The following is a 15,440-nucleotide window of genomic DNA, read 5'->3' as shown; positions in this document are numbered from 1 at the left end:
TTTCCTATTTTTCGTTTTTGACCTCCAACGGTGCCCTAGCCGCAAAAACAGCATATCCCAACTTTTTGCCGTATTTCGCGAGCAAACGATCATTGGTAAGACTCATACGCTGCATACGTTCATCCTCAAACCAATCCATATCGATCTCGCGATGTGGGTCATGATCAACGCCCCATTTTGCCATGGATCGCGAATGTTCTTTGACCTCTACCTTGGTGAAACCACACTGCTTGAGGCGTTTTCTCCATGCTGTGGCCGTTACCAGGGTTCGTATACCGTAAAATTGCTTTAACCTGCGACACATCAATTCGGTCTTCTGGCCTGATAGAACCATCTCCCGATCCACCAAAAGTCCACCAGGCTTCAACACTCTTCTATACTCAGCAAGTGCACTCCGCCATGGGGTGAAGATCGTGACCGACTCCACAAATACCACATCAAAATGATTTTCCGGAAAAGGTAACGATGTTACATCCGCCTGAACAAATCGAACATCCACCCGTTCTCGTCTCGCTCGCCGAACTGCCTTATCCAGCATATTGCGATGAAGATCAATCGCCGTTACCCGATATCCGCCTTTAGCCAAGTAACACGCAGTCCTCCCAGTGCCGCACCCTATCTCAAGAATATGATTACTCACAGGCAGAGATAAGCTATCCAGCAACTTCAGTGTTGCTAAAAATCCTCCAGGATGGGCACTTCCCTCCCCTAACCGAGCCAGCATGTCATGATAATCCACGCGACATCCCCTCCTCACTTCTCCCAGTGTATGGAGCAGATTCAAAAACGGCTCCTCCCCATTCGATTTTCCGGGTACTCGTCCATACCAATTGCTCTTCTTTTTACTATGATATACAAACCGTTGAATTCAAGCGGCAACCGCATCTAATGAGGAGGATTTGCATGTACAGAATTAATCGGGTATGTGAAGAAACGGTTTCTCCGCACGTTGGACGTTCCGTTTGTCTCGTTATGAACGACGGTAAGCATATGTATGGTACGCTTAGTCAATGTCGTGATGGCAAAATTTATTTGAACGGGTGTTTCGAAGGACCACGGCTGTGTTCAGTCAAATCCAAACAGCAGCTTGTGAAAAGCAGCAAGAAAAACGCTGCTGTAACAAAAAAAGTTAAATCTTCGGCATACGGTCGATATGGATACGGAGGATACGGTGGGGGTTACGGCTATGGAGCGGGAATCGATCTGGCTCTGGTAACAACATTGTTTCTGCTGCCATTCCTGTTCATCTAAATTCCATTCTGATCGTGGTAAAATTGTAGTCATAACAAAGACCCTTTTTGCTTATAGCGAAAAGGGTCTTTATCTTTTTCATACGATTCACGTCAATTACACTATATTTTCTGTTAAAAAATGATACAAAAAAAGGCATTCGCCAAAACGAATGCCGGGAACTTCATATTTAATACCCTTACCTTCGCACAGGGTGTCTGTTCGATCTTAAAAAAAAACACCTCGTTAGAGGCGGGTAAGCTATGTTAAATCCGATTTCCTTTAGGCATCGTTTTCAGATTACTATTCGAATTCTCAAGCAATGGTAGCATCCTAGTCGTGCTGACCATCTCAGAAGCACATATCGGACAAGTAGGTACGTTATCAAACGCAAAATTGTCCCGCATCCATCCTTTGCACGTATCACTCGTACATTCCCAGATTGCCGCATCAGCTTGTGGAATCTCTTCCAACGGTTTTTTGCGATTATACATGACTTCTACCCCCTTTGTTATGGAAAAACATCTAACCGACGTTATTTCACAGAAGCCTACACTTAGCGGAAGTTTAACGTCCCACCGGACTCCTGCCTCGTCAACTAATGGGTCGACTTTTATATAACTGATCAAAAAAAAGAAGCTGCCTTTACCATTTTAACATGTTAAAGGCAGCTATGCTTTAATTACAGTTTTACAACTTCTTCTGCTTGAGGACCACGGTTTCCTTGTACAATTTTAAATTGTACGCGTTGACCTTCGTCCAGAGTTTTGAAGCCGTCGCCTGTAATAGCGCTGAAGTGTACGAATACATCTTCTCCGCCTTCAACTTCGATGAAACCGAAGCCTTTATCAGCGTTGAACCATTTTACTGTTCCGTTTTGCATGTGAATTACACCTCCAAATAAAAATTAACATGTTCCTTTGTTCTTTGCAGCAAGCAAATAAAAATTCACACATTGAAAAAGGTACCAGTCATAAACCTATAAGTGATCGCCCTTTACAATATATGAATTAGGTTTTCCACTCTCTACAACTTGTTTTTATTATAACTCCAATTCAGCAAAAAAGCAAATCTTTGTATTTTCTTTTCAAACAGCTTTGGAAATACATGTTATTAACACGCGCGGGGACAGGGTTTATCACACTTATGTGTGTGGCCGCTTATGTACGGTCTTATGAAAGGATATGCAGATCTAATCCATCTTATACATTTTTTATATAACATTCTGACATGCATATCCAACACAACCAATGAATCATCTTACTCCAGTATAACACACTATGTCCATGCCCACATAAATGCATCCCGATCCCAGGCGATCTGCCCACGATGAAGCTTTCGGAAAGCCTTCTTCACTTCCTTGGACAATGATGTATTGCCGTTCTCGTTCACAAAAACAAACTCTTCACCAAAATGGGTCTTAACATATTCTATGGCAGCTTCCTGATGAAGTGTTCCTGTGAATTTAATCTCCTGTACCATCCATTCCGCTACACCTTGTGCTGTCTTCTCCACTATATCACCTACTGTCTGAATCTAATGTACGGATAGGCAGACCTCGTATCATGAACATATCTGTCTTCCCGCCAGACTGAAGTATACCATGATCCAACTGCTGACGGGAAACTGTATGATAACTACTTTCAAGCAATACCCGCAATACCCTTAATGAACAACCGTATTCGCTTGCTCACTCCCTTTGGATGGAATAGACGAATTTGTTCGAATGCTCCACACTAACCATGCACAGTAAGCAATCAGTACTGCCAGTATAAACAGATCGTAAGGAAGTGTACCTGTGTCCTCCAGATCATTCCCTAGAAATTGAATCAGATTATGTATGAAATGAAACAATATAAGCGGTACGATATTTCCGTTCTTCAGCATCAATAACGCCAGTACAGCTCCCAGGAGCAGCGCATAGATCAATTGTATGATCGTATCCGTCGTATCCTGACCAGACAATGCGTTCAATAGATGTGTGATGGAAAACAAGATGCTGGAGGTCACAACTGCGGCCACTGCACTTTTTCGAAGCAATATTTTGAAAATAAGCCCCCGATAGATCGTTTCCTCAACAAAAGCTACGAGCAAGGTAAAAAAGATGAAAAAGGCTACTCGTGACAAGCTCAGCTCCCCAAATCCTTTCAGGGTAAGTGTACCCAGTACAAGGAGTAGTGGAATATAATACTTTGCGTGGCCAGCCGGGATACTTCGCAAAGATCGGAAGCCAGTCTCTCCCCACTTGCGTCTTAACGTCAGATAGATCATCAGAACAATGGCAATGGGTGTAAAAGAAATGAGTACAGGGGAAGTGTAGTCCAGTTGTTTTATCGTTGCAATGGCCCCTGCTGCAAATACGGCTAACAGAAGAAGCAGCTCAATAATCACAACGGTGAGCACAGGTTTGCGCTTGGAAAAGGAATGTTTTGGCTTGGATTGCGCATTAATCATACATTTACCTACCTCGTTTCATTTATGTTCTCCGTTGTCATAAGAACTTATATACCAATATAGTTGTATCACATCATCCGTATATTGAATATTCCTATTATGGATAAAACTATAAAAGTAACAAAAAAGAGACTTATCCTGACTGCTTTTCCCCTAAAATCAGGTATGGCTTATACCTTTATCTGTCCATTATAGTATTACAAGAGTTCAATGCTGCAGGGGTGTGGCGACTCTTCAGCGTCTTATATCTATGAAGTACCCATAACGATAGTTTCACAATGCATAATGAAATCAGGGGGATACTATGAAAGCATTCTTTCAGCGCTGGGGGCATTTACTGGCTATTCTGTGCATACCGCTCCAAGGCTCCATTTACGTATTTCTAGGCAGCAACACCGGAAGTGATGTCTTCTACAATTATGCTTGGATTGACACACAGATTCCTTTTCTCAAAGAATTTATTTATCCGTACATTAGCTGGATGCCCATTCTGTATCTTGGATTTCTCTATCTGGGTCTGACGAACAAGTCGCTATTCTGGCGTACGTTGATTACCTATAATGTTGGTGTCATGGCTGCCAATGTCTGTTTTGCGGTGTTTCCTACCCATGTCCCGCGCCCGGAGATCGGCGGAACTGATCTGAGCAGCGTGTTAGTACAGTTTATCTATACCAATGATGCGCCTTTCAACTGTTTCCCAAGTGTTCACGTTCTGACCAGCTACTTGCTGTTTATTGTGATCAACAGACACTTGAACTTTAAGCCTTTGGCACGGATTTCTTGGTCGGCATGGCTGTGGTTGATTATTGCTTCAACGGTGTTTGTAAAACAGCATTCCTTGCTGGACATCGCTGGAGGCATTTTGTTTGCTGAGGGAGCGTATTGGACTGTACATGTCTTTGCTCTTCGTCTTGGGCAGGCACGAAAAAAAGGGAAGCAGCCACTCACAGCCTCTAACCCAAGCAGTCATGTATAACGACATATATATATATGTAACAGGTGGGATGATGATCCTGCTATACAAAAAAAGAGGGCCTAGGCCCTCTTTTTTTGTACTCATTTAATTAAACCTACTTATATAGAAGAACTTTATTTGGGTTGGACTACGCGTTTCACGCTATAGGTGGTCGTTCATGAAGAAGGTCAGACGGTGGACTTCCGGTTATACGTTTGAATATGCGGTAAAAATAAGACAGGTCCCGGTAGCCGAGAAATTCGGCAATTTCCTGGATGGAGAGTTGTGACTCAGTGAGCAGATATATTGCTCGTTTCATCCGTTGATCATGGACATATTGACTGATGGTCTGATTTGTCATGCTTTTGAATAATGCGGCAGCATAATTGGGAGTTTTATTGATCTCGTCCCCGAGTTCTTCCTTCGTCACTTTCTCCCTATAATGCCGCTCAATATATCGCTTCATCCGTTCAACATGATTATGCCTCTCCGGCGGGATAACTCCACGATCAAGCTCCCTGTTCATATAAATCAACACTTCCATCAATAAGGCTTGGCTCATCATGACATAATAAGACGGACGCTCCTGCCATTGTTGATAAATAGCGCTCATGCGTTGATGGATCAGTTCGTAACATCCAGGTTTATGCCGCAAAGCCTCATACCGTTCCAGTGCAGGCAGAGTTTCGGTATGGTCGCGTTGCAATTGAATTACAATCTGTGTGTGCGTTACTGTAGGAATACTCTTGCCGTAATATGGGGTACCACCTGGAATGAGGAGCAATTCCCCCTTTTCCATGATCTGTTTATCACCGTTCACCCAATATACACATTTTCCATAAGTAACCAAGCTAAGCCGCCAAGTTTCTTGAGATTGCACAGCTTCTTCGTACCAACCGACACCATTAATATGTCGTACTTCAAGTGGAGTGACCATAACACACCTCATTATCGGACTATACTCTAATCATTGTACTATAGTTCATACCCTGATTCGACAGAAAACGCTACAATACACATATAAGCTTAAATATGAGGAGGAAATTAGCATGTTAAAAACAAAAATTATTTGTACCATGGGACCTGCTTGTGACTCAATCGAATTGTTAAAAGTAATGATTCAGGAAGGTATGACCGTTGCCCGTCTGAACATGGCTCATGGCGAACTGGAAGATCACGTTACACGGATTAACAATATCCGCAAAGCAGCTTCCGAACTGAACACCTATATACCGATCATGATGGACATCAAAGGGCCGGAAGTACGTATCGGTAAACTGAAAGAAGCATCCTGCCATCTGCAAGCTGGTAAAGAGCTGATCCTGACTACTGAAGAAATTCTTGGTGACGCTGAGCGTATCTCGGTAAACTATCCGGAACTGAACCTCGTTGTGAAACCTGGCGATCGTATCCTCATCGATGATGGCCTTGTGGATCTGACTGTACTGTCTGTGGAAGGATCCGATATCCATTGTAAAATCATCAGTGGCGGCATTCTGAAACCACGCAAAGGGGTTAACTTGCCAGGAATCAAAACGACATTGCCAGGTGTAACCGAGCGTGACGTTATGCACATCGGATTTGGGATCGAAAACGATATCGAAATTATCGCAGCATCCTTTGTTCGTAAAGGTGATGACATCCGTGAAATCCGCAGCATTTTGAAAGAACGCGGTGTAGACCACGTTCAGATCATCTCCAAAATCGAAAACCAGGAAGGTATGACCAACCTGGACGATATTATTGAAGCATCTGACGGCATCATGGTAGCTCGTGGAGATCTCGGGGTTGAAGTTCCGATCGAAGACGTACCAATGATGCAAAAAGAAATGATCGATAAATGTAACCGCGCTGGTAAACCAGTTATCGTAGCTACACACATGCTGGAGTCCATGCAAGTGAACCCACGCCCTACTCGTTCCGAAGTTAGTGACGTGGCCAATGCTGTACTTCAAGGTGCTGACGTTGTGATGTTGTCCGGTGAATCAGCTGCTGGTAAATATCCGGTACAATCCGTGCGCACGATGGCTGCTGTTGCTCGCCGTGCTGAAACGATGATCGATTACAAAGAGCAATTCGCACAAAAATCGGCTCAACAGATCGCTGATATTACTGAAGTTATCAGTCAGGGCGCTGTAAGTTCTTCCCTCGTACTGAATGCAAAAGCAATCATCACTTCGACTGAGAGTGGATTCACAGCACGTATGATCTCCAAGTATCGTCCAAAAGCACCAATCATCGCAGTTACACAACATGAAGAAGTATTGGCGAAAATCTGCCTGCTCTCAGGTGTCATTCCGGTTATGGGCGACAAAGTAACAACAACGGATGAAATGTTCGAATCGGCTACGCGTAACGCAATCAAAACAGGTTACATTGAAAAAGGTGACATCATTGTATTGTCCGCTGGTGTTCCAATCGGTCAATCCGGTAATACAAACCTGATCAAAGTTCAACAAGTTTAATTCAATAGCTGAAACTGAAGCTATACATTTTAGCTATAAAATAGAAATACAAAAAACCACCGGGAGCAGAAATGCTTCCCGGTGGTTTTTTGTTGATGTTGTTGCCAATGATCGTGATGTTATAACAAACGGCTTCGAGATTATAGATTCCTCGAGTAATTAACCAGATCCTGTGACATGGTGTTGATCTCATCCATTGAAGCATTCACCTGTTGTGTCAGAGCAGCTTGATTTTGCGTTAACGTGGACATATTACCGATGTGCTCAAGAATCTGATCAATCAATGTTTTCATTTTCTGCATGCTATCTTCGATATTTACTGTGGCCTCCGAACTGTGATCAGCCAGTTTCCGCACTTCACCTGCAACGACGCCAAATCCCAGTCCCAGCTCTCCCGCTCGTGCAGCTTCAATGGCTGCATTCAACCCCAGCAGATTGGTCTGACTGGCAATCTCTCGAATAAACACGGTGATATTCTTCGTATCATCTGCACTGCTTTTCACTTGAATGGCCGCATCGGCGGATAACTCCTGTGCAGTAACCAGATCCTGTGCCTGATCGGTGATCGAGTTGATTCCACGTACCATCTCGCCAATGGACTCCGACAATTGTTTTGTTTTCAGATTCATGGCCTCCACGATCTGTTCCTTATTCTTCTCATGGGTAACATCTCGAATGGTTCCAGCTACACGGAGTGGTACTCCATCCTGATCCCGAATGGTCTCCCCACCCGCGTGATACCACCGATACTCCCCGTCTTTGCGCTGCAGACGATAATCCAGATCGTACGGCGTACGACCACTGTAATCGTTCATGTGTCTGGCAAATTCGTTGATCGTCCGATCATGGTCTTCCGGATGAAGTCGGCTGCTCCAGCTGCTGAACACATTCGGGAAATCCTGCTCGTCTTTAAACCCTAACTCTTTACGGAACTGGGGTGACCACCAAAATTCATTGTTTGGATTAACTACATCTCCAGCCACAACGGTCATATCCCACGGTGCCTCCACCAAGGCGCGGTTAACCAGATCATATCGGGTGACGAGTGCTTCCAGCTCATCAGACTTGCTCTTCTCCTCATGAATATCAAACATGATGCCCAGAAGTTTGACCGGAACTCCAGCCTGATTTCGGATGACTTGTCCAAGGCATCGGAACCAGCGAATTTCTCCACTTTTTGTAATCATACGGCTGATGACGTTATAGGCAGTTGTTGCTTTTGTGTCATTCACATGTTTCATAATCTCCTGCACCAGTTGGGGTCTGTCATCCGGATAGATCGATTTGGCCCAGCTTGCAAATGAATCGGGATAATCCTTGGCATTATGGAAGCCTAACATTTGGCGGAATTCATTCGAAAATGCGACGATATTATTGTTATCCAGTGGATCACCAGCAACAATTTTTGATTCCCATAATCCCACATTCATTGCCTGATTCAGCATTCTAAGGCGCATTTCCACGTCTTCGTTTTGAGCTTTCATCATATGTACTGCTTTTTTGATATTACTAGCTATTTCATCAGTATCCTGAAACTCAATGCCATCTTCAATCCCTGCGTCATAGTTGCCCTTTTCTGCGTTTGCTACCAGTTTACGACTATACTCCAGTAAATTCTGATGCGCATCTGTACGAAGGTGTTTGGTCGATTCAGTACGTTTACGAAACATGCTCATTTCTCCTCTTAGCTCATATGATATATATTTCGACATTATCAGACATTAAGTGTAGAGCAATGGTCTTAATTTTGTATAAAAACAAGAACCAGCGCTGAAACAGTACTGGTTCTTATATTAATTGCCTTTATTTTTTATGAAAATAAATCTTAAATGACTACCTCTTCCCAGCTACCAGCCAAAATTCAGTGTTTTCCCCGTCTCCACCCAAGTTTTGATACTGCTTAGAATCATCCACCAGCTGCTCTGTGCATTCGCAATGGAAGGATGGTTATTTGTAAATTGATCATTGATCAGCGTCAGCTTCGTACACTCACCTACAGTTTCCAATTGGAAGACCACTCTGGATTGAAGCTCGGCATGATTCGCATGGTACGACGGTCCAGGATGCTCCTGATAACTAAGTCTGGACAACGGTTCAAATTCCAATATATCTCCATACACATGGACAGTCTCCGCACCATCATTACCTGGCCCTACATAAGCAAACGGCTGGCCTGGTTGGAAATTGGTGCGAAGTTCGCTGCCGAAAAAACTGTTCCGTGTGCCGTCTGGTGATATTAGAGCATTCCACACCTCTTCCAGTCCTGCATTGATATAGAATTCATATTTCAGTTCCATGGACTCACTCCCTTTATGTATTGGATACGCGATCTGCCAACCTCGCACTCCTATCCTATCGTTATACCCCAAAGGCCGTATTGTAAAAACGCGACAACAGGTAAAATATAAGCTCTTTATGTTTTCGGGAATGTAATACCATAATCCAAATGGATTGCGCCCATATAGTGCTTTCCCAGAAGATCAGATATACTAAACGGGAGTGAAATAACAGGTCTGTTCAAGGTAATGCGACTAATTAAGAAAGGAAATGAGATATGAGCCAATCAACCAATATTATGGGTATCCCTTTTCCCAATGTCACGATGGATCAAACCGTTGCGATCCTTGATAAAGTCGTAGATCAGGAAAGCAATGAACTGTTCCATGTCATCACAGGTAATCCTGAGATGGTTATGTCCTGTCAAAAGAATGCATCTCTTCGGAACGTCGTCGATCAAGCCGGGTTGGTCACAGCTGACGGTGCCGGTATTGTGATGGTATCCCGTTTTCGGGGCGGACAATTGACCGAACGGGTAACCGGTTGTGATCTGCTGTTTCGTTTATTGGAGGAAGGCGATCAAAAACACTGGTCATTCTACATGCTGGGAGCAGAGGAAAGCGTCAGTGAACAGGCAGTAAAGATCATTGCGCAGCGTTACCCCGGAGTTATCGTAAAAGGTAGACACCATGGTTATTTCCAGGCAGATGAGGAACAACAGATTGTGGAAGAGATTTGTACTGCTCAACCAGACTTTCTTATCGTGGCTCTTGGCGCACCCCATGCGGAACACTGGATTAACAAGTATCGCCACCAGTTGAACGCTCGTGTAGCCATAGGTGTTGGAGGCAGTCTCGATATCGTGGCTGGCAAAACCAAACGTGCCCCTGCGATATGGCAGAAGCTTAACCTGGAATGGCTCTATCGCCTCCTCAGTCAACCTTCGAGATGGCGCAGGCAACTCATTTTACCCCGTTTTGCTGTGCGGGCATTGTTGTTCAGAGAACCTAAATAATGTGAGATGAGCAGGAGGGATGATTCGGATGCAACAGGTAGAACAAGGAGACAGACCAAGTATGGGCCTGCTGAATCTGAATGAAGGTGATCATAAATATCAACTGACACGCCATGCTCCTTCCGAAGCACTTCGCCCTTTTGTTAAACATTACTGGATCGTATCGTGGGATCTGACTGGACTTGAACCGTATCCCCAACATGTCGTGCCTAACCCCTGTGTCAATCTGGTTGTGGAACGGAACAATACGTTTTTCTTCGGACCATCGGGACGTAAATTCTCCTATCTTGTGAGCGGGAAAGGTCGTGTATTTGGCGTGAAGTTCAAACCAGGAGGATTTTATCCCTTCCTTCGGGTTCCTGTTTCTTCATTGTACGGACAACCGATGAATGTATTCAATATTCTTGACGTCACAGCGGAGTCCTTGGAAGACCGGCTTCTTGGGGCGGGGGATGATGCGGATAAAACCAGTTACATCGACCAGCTATTGTGTGCACACCTTCCTGCTGAAGATGCTCAAGCGAGAATGGTTAATGATATTGTGCAACAGATTGAACAGAACCGAGAGATGCTGCGAGTGGATGATCTGTCTTCTTATTGGAATATGCATACCCGAAAGCTTCAACGGCTGTTCAATCAGTATGTGGGCATCGGACCCAAAACGGTAATCAAGTTGTATCGTCTGCAAAATGCTGCAGAATGGATGGACCGCGGTCTTCACTGTGACCTGATTAAGCTATCTCAGGATCTTGGATATCATGATCAATCCCATTTCATCCGAGATTTCAAGTCCATTATTGGCAGTACACCAGAGGAATACTTACACTCTAGACATCCGCATGGTGAGCGCCGAGGGCTGATCAATTAGAAACCTGTCCTGAAAATCAGGACAGGTGAATGACTTCTATGGTATCCCCCGTATGGATTACACCTTCCCGTTCAACCGAGCATACAATCCCACGTTTTTTGCGAGCCGCAGGCACGAATTTTTTGCGCAAACCGTCCTGTTCATAGAATTGTTCAATCATTTTTCCCGGATGTACACAGGGAAGGTTCTCCCCTTCACATATTAACCCTGTCCCGTTTGGAAATAGGAGCCGCGTTCCAGCAGGCAGTTCCGTCAATCGATCAATGCCACGAACCAGTATATTGGCACCAAGCCACTCTGGACGCACTTCAGGAATGTTCATTTTCTCAGCAATAAGAGCACATTCTTCCTCAGACACAATACTGATCTGGCGGCGATTCGCAATCGGTGTGCCACGCTTGTAGATTTTCTGACGTGAGTCCGCCGGACGAAGCAGACCATAATGACGGTCACCCGGAATTCCTGCAAGCTCAATGTCGATAAAAGGTACAACTCGGGTCACAAATGTGGATGGATCATCAGCCAACATGACGAATTGAACTGTTCCCATAGTAATCTCCTCCCTTTCCTGAGCAATATTACTTCTTTATTGTTCATTATTACCCAATGAATGGATTGTCGACAATCGGCGTATGCTTAGCTTTGTAACCATTTTTTAATTTCAACATCATAACTCAACTGGAAAACAATAAAAATTTAAATAATACGCAATTAAATTGTTACAAATCAAATTTGCTCTTTCCGTTCTTGTTGCAAACATTTATACTAGGATGGACAAGTAAATAAATTACATATCAGAAAGCAAGGTGTTTCCTTTGATTAGTATCATTTTTGTAGCTCTTGTAGCTGTCGAACACTTCTATATCATGGTGATGGAGATGTTTATGTGGACTCGTCCACGCACAATGAAAACCTTTAATCTCACGCCGGAATTCGCCAAATCCACCAAATCTCTCGCGGCCAATCAAGGTCTTTACAATGGATTTCTCGCGGCAGGTCTGATCTGGGGACTCGTATATCCGGATGCTGCCGTTGGACAGCATATTCAGATTTTCTTCCTGGCGTGTGTGATTATCGCGGCTCTTTATGGAGGAGCAACTTCTTCACGGTCGATCATTATCAAACAAGGTTTGCCTGCGATCATTGCGTTGTTGCTCGTTCTGTTCCTGTAATTTCTGTCGAATGGTGCATTGCTTCGATTCATGTTAACTCCTTTATGGTAAGGTAGTGAATAGATAGCAGTGTACAATGACCAGAATCGTTCTGGAATTGGAAGGAGAACATGTCATGGGATTGTTTGACAAGCTTCGGCGGCGCAAAAAGGAAAAAGTACCTGCAGGTGGTGCTGTCGAATCGACGAATTACAGTGAAACCATCGTGGGTTTTGTCCTGCTGGAGCGTGACGATTGTGATTTTGACCTCTTCATCAGGAACATGAAGAACGAATGGGATATCGAGATTGAAGAACGCCCAGAGGAGGGCAATCTCTTTTTCGAAGTGAATGGAATGCAGGTGGTATGTGCCCATATTGCCGCGCCTGTACCCGACCGTGAAGTTGAGGAGAATGCCAAACTCAACATCCTTTGGCGAGAAGCGGAGCAAGTTACCTCACGGCACCAGTCTCAGATTATTGTCTCTGTTCTGAACGCAACAAATGCTATTGATGGACATGTTCTGTTCACTCAAACAGCGAGTGCCTTATTACAGTTGGATCACGCGCTGGCCATATACATGGCCCCACTTGTTGTTGAAGCCAGTCAATATGTCGAAACCAGCCGTGGGATCAAACATGATGAGTTGCCAGTCTCGCTCTGGATTTTCATCGGATTATTCCAAAATGCCGAAGGCGCTTCAGCTTACACTTACGGACTACGTAACTTTGGTAAAGAAGAGATGGAGATTATGCAATCGTCGGAGTCCTTAAGCGATGTATTTGAGATGATGTTCATGACCACAACGTATGTGGTTGAGAACGACGTCACACTGCATGATGGGGAAACACTAGGCTTCTCGGCAGAACAAAAGCTGAGCATTTCCCTTTCCAAAGGTGTAGCAACGGAAGGTAACAGTTTGAAGATTGGCTTCTAATTTAAGTAGTTATCTTAACTTTATCGTGTCACAGTTGTAGAAGCCGTCTGGAGTTCATTCTCTGGGCGGCTTTTAGCTATTTAACCTTCCTCCCAATGACGATATGATAACAATCCCTGAATTTAACTTCACTAGGAATAAGTAGTCCATAAGAACCACTTAATTATGAATTTAGTTTTCATTCTCGTTATAAAAAGGTATAATTAATAGGCTTATAGTCTCATATATTACATATTATTTTATTATCGAGGAGTTGCCTACATGTCTGTTAGACGTTTGGATTCAACTAAACCTATTATTGAAATTATCTGGGAAGGTATTGTTTCTCCTGAACATGTCGAACAAACGAATACAGAAATCCAGAGAATAGCGGAACAATTGGGGAATTCGTTTGATGTGCTAGTAGATATGCGGAACATGAAGGCTTTCCCTCAGGATACCAAAGAAAAAATTGTGGAACACCAGAAACTACTGACACAGTGGGGGATGAAACGAGCTAGTGTAGCCGTAGGTGGTGCGATCGCCAAAATGCAATTGAATCGGATCTCCAAAGAGTCCGCGCACCAGACTGAATTCCAATGGGAAACGTATGACGAGGCTTTGGCATTTTTGTTGAAATAATATTGAAGTGCTACGGACTTAGTATAATAAGAGAGATACCGATGCTGTACATGGCACACAGAAAGAGGCGTTCCCATGAGGAAACGCCTCTTCTTTTGCAGTTCCACGTGGTTTACTCAGTTTTGCCAGTGATCCGAACGCTCATCATTTAAGATTCAAGTTTACTTACACGCACCATCGTTACTGATGTACCATTTAGGGACTCCTCCACAAATCCTAACCGCTTATATAAGCGAATCGCTTGGTTATCCGGGTCAACACTGAGCGAGACTGCTGCAATTCCCCGCCGTTCAACCTCATCTAATGCGGTCTGAAGCAGTAAGGTACCTACTCCTTTTCCACGTGCATCTTCCGTTACAGCCATCCCCATCTCTGGCGTAGCTGCATTCACATAACCGTATCCCGCATTCTGATCCGTATAGAATCTTAATGTTATTGAACCTAGTCTCTTGCCCTGCTGGTCAACTGCAACATACCCGAAATCCCCTTCTCTTCCCCAGTCTTCAACGTATTTGGACAGTCCGGGAGTATGAATACTTTCGATTGGAAAAGGTTCATCACCTTCTCTTCTATGCAGGGATGCGTATAACATCTCCCACAGAAAGGGGATATCCTGTTCTTCAATAGGGCGTACATAATAGTTGGTTATGATGGTCATGTTTGCTCCTCCTTCAGCTTTTCAAAAAGGCGGTCCATCTCATTCAGATTAAACTCATTGGTAATCTCGTAGTCCTGAAATTTGTCTCTTGTTTTCGCGCCGCTATAGATGGAGATAGATTGTTCATTATAAAACGTCAGTCCAAATCCATCGGTAAAGCGACCTTCTTTATTAATGGTAAGTCGCCACTCATAGTAATGCGGATTCCTTTCGGAAACGTCGAATTCCCGTACTCTTTTAAGTTCAACATCCTTTAATAACTTCAGCATGTCTCTAATCTCTTTGGGATCTGTAATCGTTATTTCATCATCTTCATTATACGATTCATTGTTGAAAATTTTCCTAATCGTCAGTCGATCCAATGTATCCAGCATCGTCATATGATCTGTGACCTCTGCTCGAAACGTCGTATGTTTGCTAGGGATATACATAGTGTATTGACCGGAGGTATACATACGCACTGCAATAGCTAAAAAAACAATAATCATGGCGATACCCATAATCATCTTGATTCGTTTAATCATCCCAATCCCCTCTCTAGATCTACATAAAACATATAAATTGGTAATTATTGATATATTCCAGTATAACATCTCACCCCTTCTGTTCCAATGTCATTTCTTATCTCTGGTCTCTCAATTACGATGACGTTTTGGGCTACGCTAAAATTGAAGATTTAAATGAAAATTTAAATAAACAAGCCCGTTCTCCCATAGGGTGAGCGCGGCTTGTTTGTTAACTTTGTTATATTGTTTTATTACCTATTCATAACCAGGTAAGACGACAACCCTTATCCCGAGCATGAATAT

At 43.7% G+C, this 15,440-nt stretch carries 19 protein-coding genes; 8 read left to right on the top strand and 11 right to left on the bottom strand.

Annotated elements, in window-relative coordinates:
* Positions 1-4: 4 nt before the first annotated feature.
* Positions 5-739, bottom strand: a complete 735-nt coding sequence (locus MHI48_RS01610) for a class I SAM-dependent methyltransferase (protein ID WP_405142821.1) — start codon at positions 737-739, stop codon at positions 5-7.
* A gap of 164 nt (positions 740-903) precedes the next feature.
* Here MHI48_RS01610 and MHI48_RS01605 point away from each other — a divergent pair, with 164 nt between their 5' ends.
* Positions 904-1,251 (top strand): hypothetical protein, encoded by a 348-nt coding sequence (locus MHI48_RS01605; protein ID WP_405142819.1) that lies wholly within the window; start codon positions 904-906, stop codon positions 1,249-1,251.
* Positions 1,252-1,496: 245 nt separating this feature from the next.
* On the opposite strand, the gene MHI48_RS01600 is transcribed toward MHI48_RS01605, so the two are convergent.
* From MHI48_RS01600 to MHI48_RS01585, 4 genes are all read right to left on the bottom strand, one after another.
* Positions 1,497-1,724, bottom strand: coding sequence for a cold-shock protein (locus MHI48_RS01600; RefSeq protein WP_017691121.1), 228 nt, complete (start codon positions 1,722-1,724; stop codon positions 1,497-1,499).
* Positions 1,725-1,912: 188 nt separating this feature from the next.
* Positions 1,913-2,113: a cold-shock protein gene (locus MHI48_RS01595; protein ID WP_017691122.1), complete on the bottom strand. Its 201-nt coding sequence runs from the start codon at positions 2,111-2,113 to the stop codon at positions 1,913-1,915.
* Positions 2,114-2,508: 395 nt separating this feature from the next.
* Complete coding sequence (locus MHI48_RS01590) at positions 2,509-2,745, bottom strand: DUF6953 family protein (protein ID WP_036607962.1); 237 nt, start codon at positions 2,743-2,745, stop codon at positions 2,509-2,511.
* 150 nt (positions 2,746-2,895) lie between these two features.
* Positions 2,896-3,684, bottom strand: a complete 789-nt coding sequence (locus tag MHI48_RS01585; protein WP_101315121.1) for a CPBP family intramembrane glutamic endopeptidase — start codon at positions 3,682-3,684, stop codon at positions 2,896-2,898.
* A gap of 304 nt (positions 3,685-3,988) precedes the next feature.
* Here MHI48_RS01585 and MHI48_RS01580 point away from each other — a divergent pair, with 304 nt between their 5' ends.
* Positions 3,989-4,660, top strand: coding sequence for a phosphatase PAP2 family protein (locus MHI48_RS01580; RefSeq protein WP_101315122.1), 672 nt, complete (start codon positions 3,989-3,991; stop codon positions 4,658-4,660).
* A gap of 136 nt (positions 4,661-4,796) precedes the next feature.
* Here the strand turns inward: MHI48_RS01580 and MHI48_RS01575 are convergent, their stop codons facing one another.
* Positions 4,797-5,576 (bottom strand): AraC family transcriptional regulator, encoded by a 780-nt coding sequence (locus MHI48_RS01575; RefSeq protein ID WP_036607966.1) that lies wholly within the window; start codon positions 5,574-5,576, stop codon positions 4,797-4,799.
* 112 nt (positions 5,577-5,688) lie between these two features.
* Between MHI48_RS01575 and pyk the strand changes: the two genes are divergently transcribed.
* The gene (gene pyk / locus MHI48_RS01570; RefSeq protein ID WP_036607968.1) at positions 5,689-7,104 is read left to right on the top strand and encodes a pyruvate kinase; all 1,416 of its coding nucleotides are present in this window, start codon (positions 5,689-5,691) and stop codon (positions 7,102-7,104) included.
* A gap of 140 nt (positions 7,105-7,244) precedes the next feature.
* Here pyk and MHI48_RS01565 read toward each other — a convergent pair whose 3' ends face one another.
* Complete coding sequence (locus MHI48_RS01565; protein WP_101315124.1) at positions 7,245-8,774, bottom strand: PAS domain-containing protein; 1,530 nt, start codon at positions 8,772-8,774, stop codon at positions 7,245-7,247.
* 177 nt (positions 8,775-8,951) lie between these two features.
* Positions 8,952-9,401 carry an SRPBCC family protein gene (locus MHI48_RS01560; RefSeq protein WP_405142815.1) on the bottom strand — a complete coding sequence of 150 codons (450 nt, stop codon included), beginning with the start codon at positions 9,399-9,401 and terminating at the stop codon, positions 8,952-8,954.
* A gap of 257 nt (positions 9,402-9,658) precedes the next feature.
* Here MHI48_RS01560 and MHI48_RS01555 point away from each other — a divergent pair, with 257 nt between their 5' ends.
* The gene (locus MHI48_RS01555; RefSeq protein WP_405142813.1) at positions 9,659-10,396 is read left to right on the top strand and encodes a WecB/TagA/CpsF family glycosyltransferase; all 738 of its coding nucleotides are present in this window, start codon (positions 9,659-9,661) and stop codon (positions 10,394-10,396) included.
* Between the two features lie 28 nt (positions 10,397-10,424).
* Positions 10,425-11,264 carry a DUF6597 domain-containing transcriptional factor gene (locus MHI48_RS01550; RefSeq protein WP_405142811.1) on the top strand — a complete coding sequence of 280 codons (840 nt, stop codon included), beginning with the start codon at positions 10,425-10,427 and terminating at the stop codon, positions 11,262-11,264.
* A 16-nt stretch (positions 11,265-11,280) separates the two neighbouring features.
* Here the strand turns inward: MHI48_RS01550 and MHI48_RS01545 are convergent, their stop codons facing one another.
* Positions 11,281-11,814 carry an MOSC domain-containing protein gene (locus MHI48_RS01545; RefSeq protein ID WP_017691131.1) on the bottom strand — a complete coding sequence of 178 codons (534 nt, stop codon included), beginning with the start codon at positions 11,812-11,814 and terminating at the stop codon, positions 11,281-11,283.
* 265 nt (positions 11,815-12,079) lie between these two features.
* On the opposite strand from MHI48_RS01545, the gene MHI48_RS01540 reads away from it, so the two are divergent.
* The 3 genes from MHI48_RS01540 (at position 12,080) to MHI48_RS01530 (ending at position 13,973) form a co-directional block, all read left to right on the top strand.
* Entirely contained in the window at positions 12,080-12,436 is a 357-nt protein-coding gene (locus MHI48_RS01540) for a DUF1304 domain-containing protein (protein ID WP_036608019.1), read from the top strand.
* A 76-nt stretch (positions 12,437-12,512) separates the two neighbouring features.
* Positions 12,513-13,352, top strand: coding sequence for a DUF4261 domain-containing protein (locus MHI48_RS01535; protein ID WP_340388537.1), 840 nt, complete (start codon positions 12,513-12,515; stop codon positions 13,350-13,352).
* 261 nt (positions 13,353-13,613) lie between these two features.
* Positions 13,614-13,973, top strand: coding sequence for a hypothetical protein (locus MHI48_RS01530; RefSeq protein ID WP_036607981.1), 360 nt, complete (start codon positions 13,614-13,616; stop codon positions 13,971-13,973).
* A gap of 148 nt (positions 13,974-14,121) precedes the next feature.
* On the opposite strand, the gene MHI48_RS01525 is transcribed toward MHI48_RS01530, so the two are convergent.
* Positions 14,122-14,631 (bottom strand): GNAT family N-acetyltransferase, encoded by a 510-nt coding sequence (locus MHI48_RS01525; protein ID WP_051449808.1) that lies wholly within the window; start codon positions 14,629-14,631, stop codon positions 14,122-14,124.
* On the bottom strand, positions 14,628-15,155 hold the full coding sequence (locus MHI48_RS01520; protein ID WP_076329987.1) for a hypothetical protein: 528 nt from the start codon (positions 15,153-15,155) through the stop codon (positions 14,628-14,630). The genes MHI48_RS01525 and MHI48_RS01520 overlap by 4 nt, the downstream gene beginning before the upstream one ends.
* Between the last annotated feature and the right edge of the window lie 285 nt (positions 15,156-15,440).

Source organism: Paenibacillus sp. FSL H7-0942 (assembly GCF_045040715.1).
GTDB lineage: Bacteria > Bacillota > Bacilli > Paenibacillales > Paenibacillaceae > Paenibacillus > Paenibacillus amylolyticus.
This window is presented reverse-complemented; position numbering and strand designations above follow the sequence as displayed.

What these genes read in the sequence shown, in the direction of transcription:
- MHI48_RS01560 (WP_405142815.1), bottom strand. Translation starts at nt 9,401, where the DNA reads ATGGAACTGAAATATGAATTCTATATCAATGCAGGACTGGAAGAGGTG.
- MHI48_RS01530 (WP_036607981.1), top strand. Translation starts at nt 13,614, where the DNA reads ATGTCTGTTAGACGTTTGGATTCAACTAAACCTATTATTGAAATTATC.
- MHI48_RS01575 (WP_036607966.1), bottom strand. Translation starts at nt 5,576, where the DNA reads ATGGTCACTCCACTTGAAGTACGACATATTAATGGTGTCGGTTGGTAC.
- MHI48_RS01520 (WP_076329987.1), bottom strand. Translation starts at nt 15,155, where the DNA reads ATGATTAAACGAATCAAGATGATTATGGGTATCGCCATGATTATTGTT.
- MHI48_RS01555 (WP_405142813.1), top strand. Translation starts at nt 9,659, where the DNA reads ATGAGCCAATCAACCAATATTATGGGTATCCCTTTTCCCAATGTCACG.
- MHI48_RS01580 (WP_101315122.1), top strand. Translation starts at nt 3,989, where the DNA reads ATGAAAGCATTCTTTCAGCGCTGGGGGCATTTACTGGCTATTCTGTGC.
- MHI48_RS01600 (WP_017691121.1), bottom strand. Translation starts at nt 1,724, where the DNA reads ATGTATAATCGCAAAAAACCGTTGGAAGAGATTCCACAAGCTGATGCG.
- MHI48_RS01550 (WP_405142811.1), top strand. Translation starts at nt 10,425, where the DNA reads ATGCAACAGGTAGAACAAGGAGACAGACCAAGTATGGGCCTGCTGAAT.
- MHI48_RS01535 (WP_340388537.1), top strand. Translation starts at nt 12,513, where the DNA reads ATGACCAGAATCGTTCTGGAATTGGAAGGAGAACATGTCATGGGATTG.
- pyk (WP_036607968.1), top strand. Translation starts at nt 5,689, where the DNA reads ATGTTAAAAACAAAAATTATTTGTACCATGGGACCTGCTTGTGACTCA.
- MHI48_RS01545 (WP_017691131.1), bottom strand. Translation starts at nt 11,814, where the DNA reads ATGGGAACAGTTCAATTCGTCATGTTGGCTGATGATCCATCCACATTT.
- MHI48_RS01595 (WP_017691122.1), bottom strand. Translation starts at nt 2,113, where the DNA reads ATGCAAAACGGAACAGTAAAATGGTTCAACGCTGATAAAGGCTTCGGT.
- MHI48_RS01565 (WP_101315124.1), bottom strand. Translation starts at nt 8,774, where the DNA reads ATGTTTCGTAAACGTACTGAATCGACCAAACACCTTCGTACAGATGCG.
- MHI48_RS01585 (WP_101315121.1), bottom strand. Translation starts at nt 3,684, where the DNA reads ATGATTAATGCGCAATCCAAGCCAAAACATTCCTTTTCCAAGCGCAAA.
- MHI48_RS01605 (WP_405142819.1), top strand. Translation starts at nt 904, where the DNA reads ATGTACAGAATTAATCGGGTATGTGAAGAAACGGTTTCTCCGCACGTT.
- MHI48_RS01525 (WP_051449808.1), bottom strand. Translation starts at nt 14,631, where the DNA reads ATGACCATCATAACCAACTATTATGTACGCCCTATTGAAGAACAGGAT.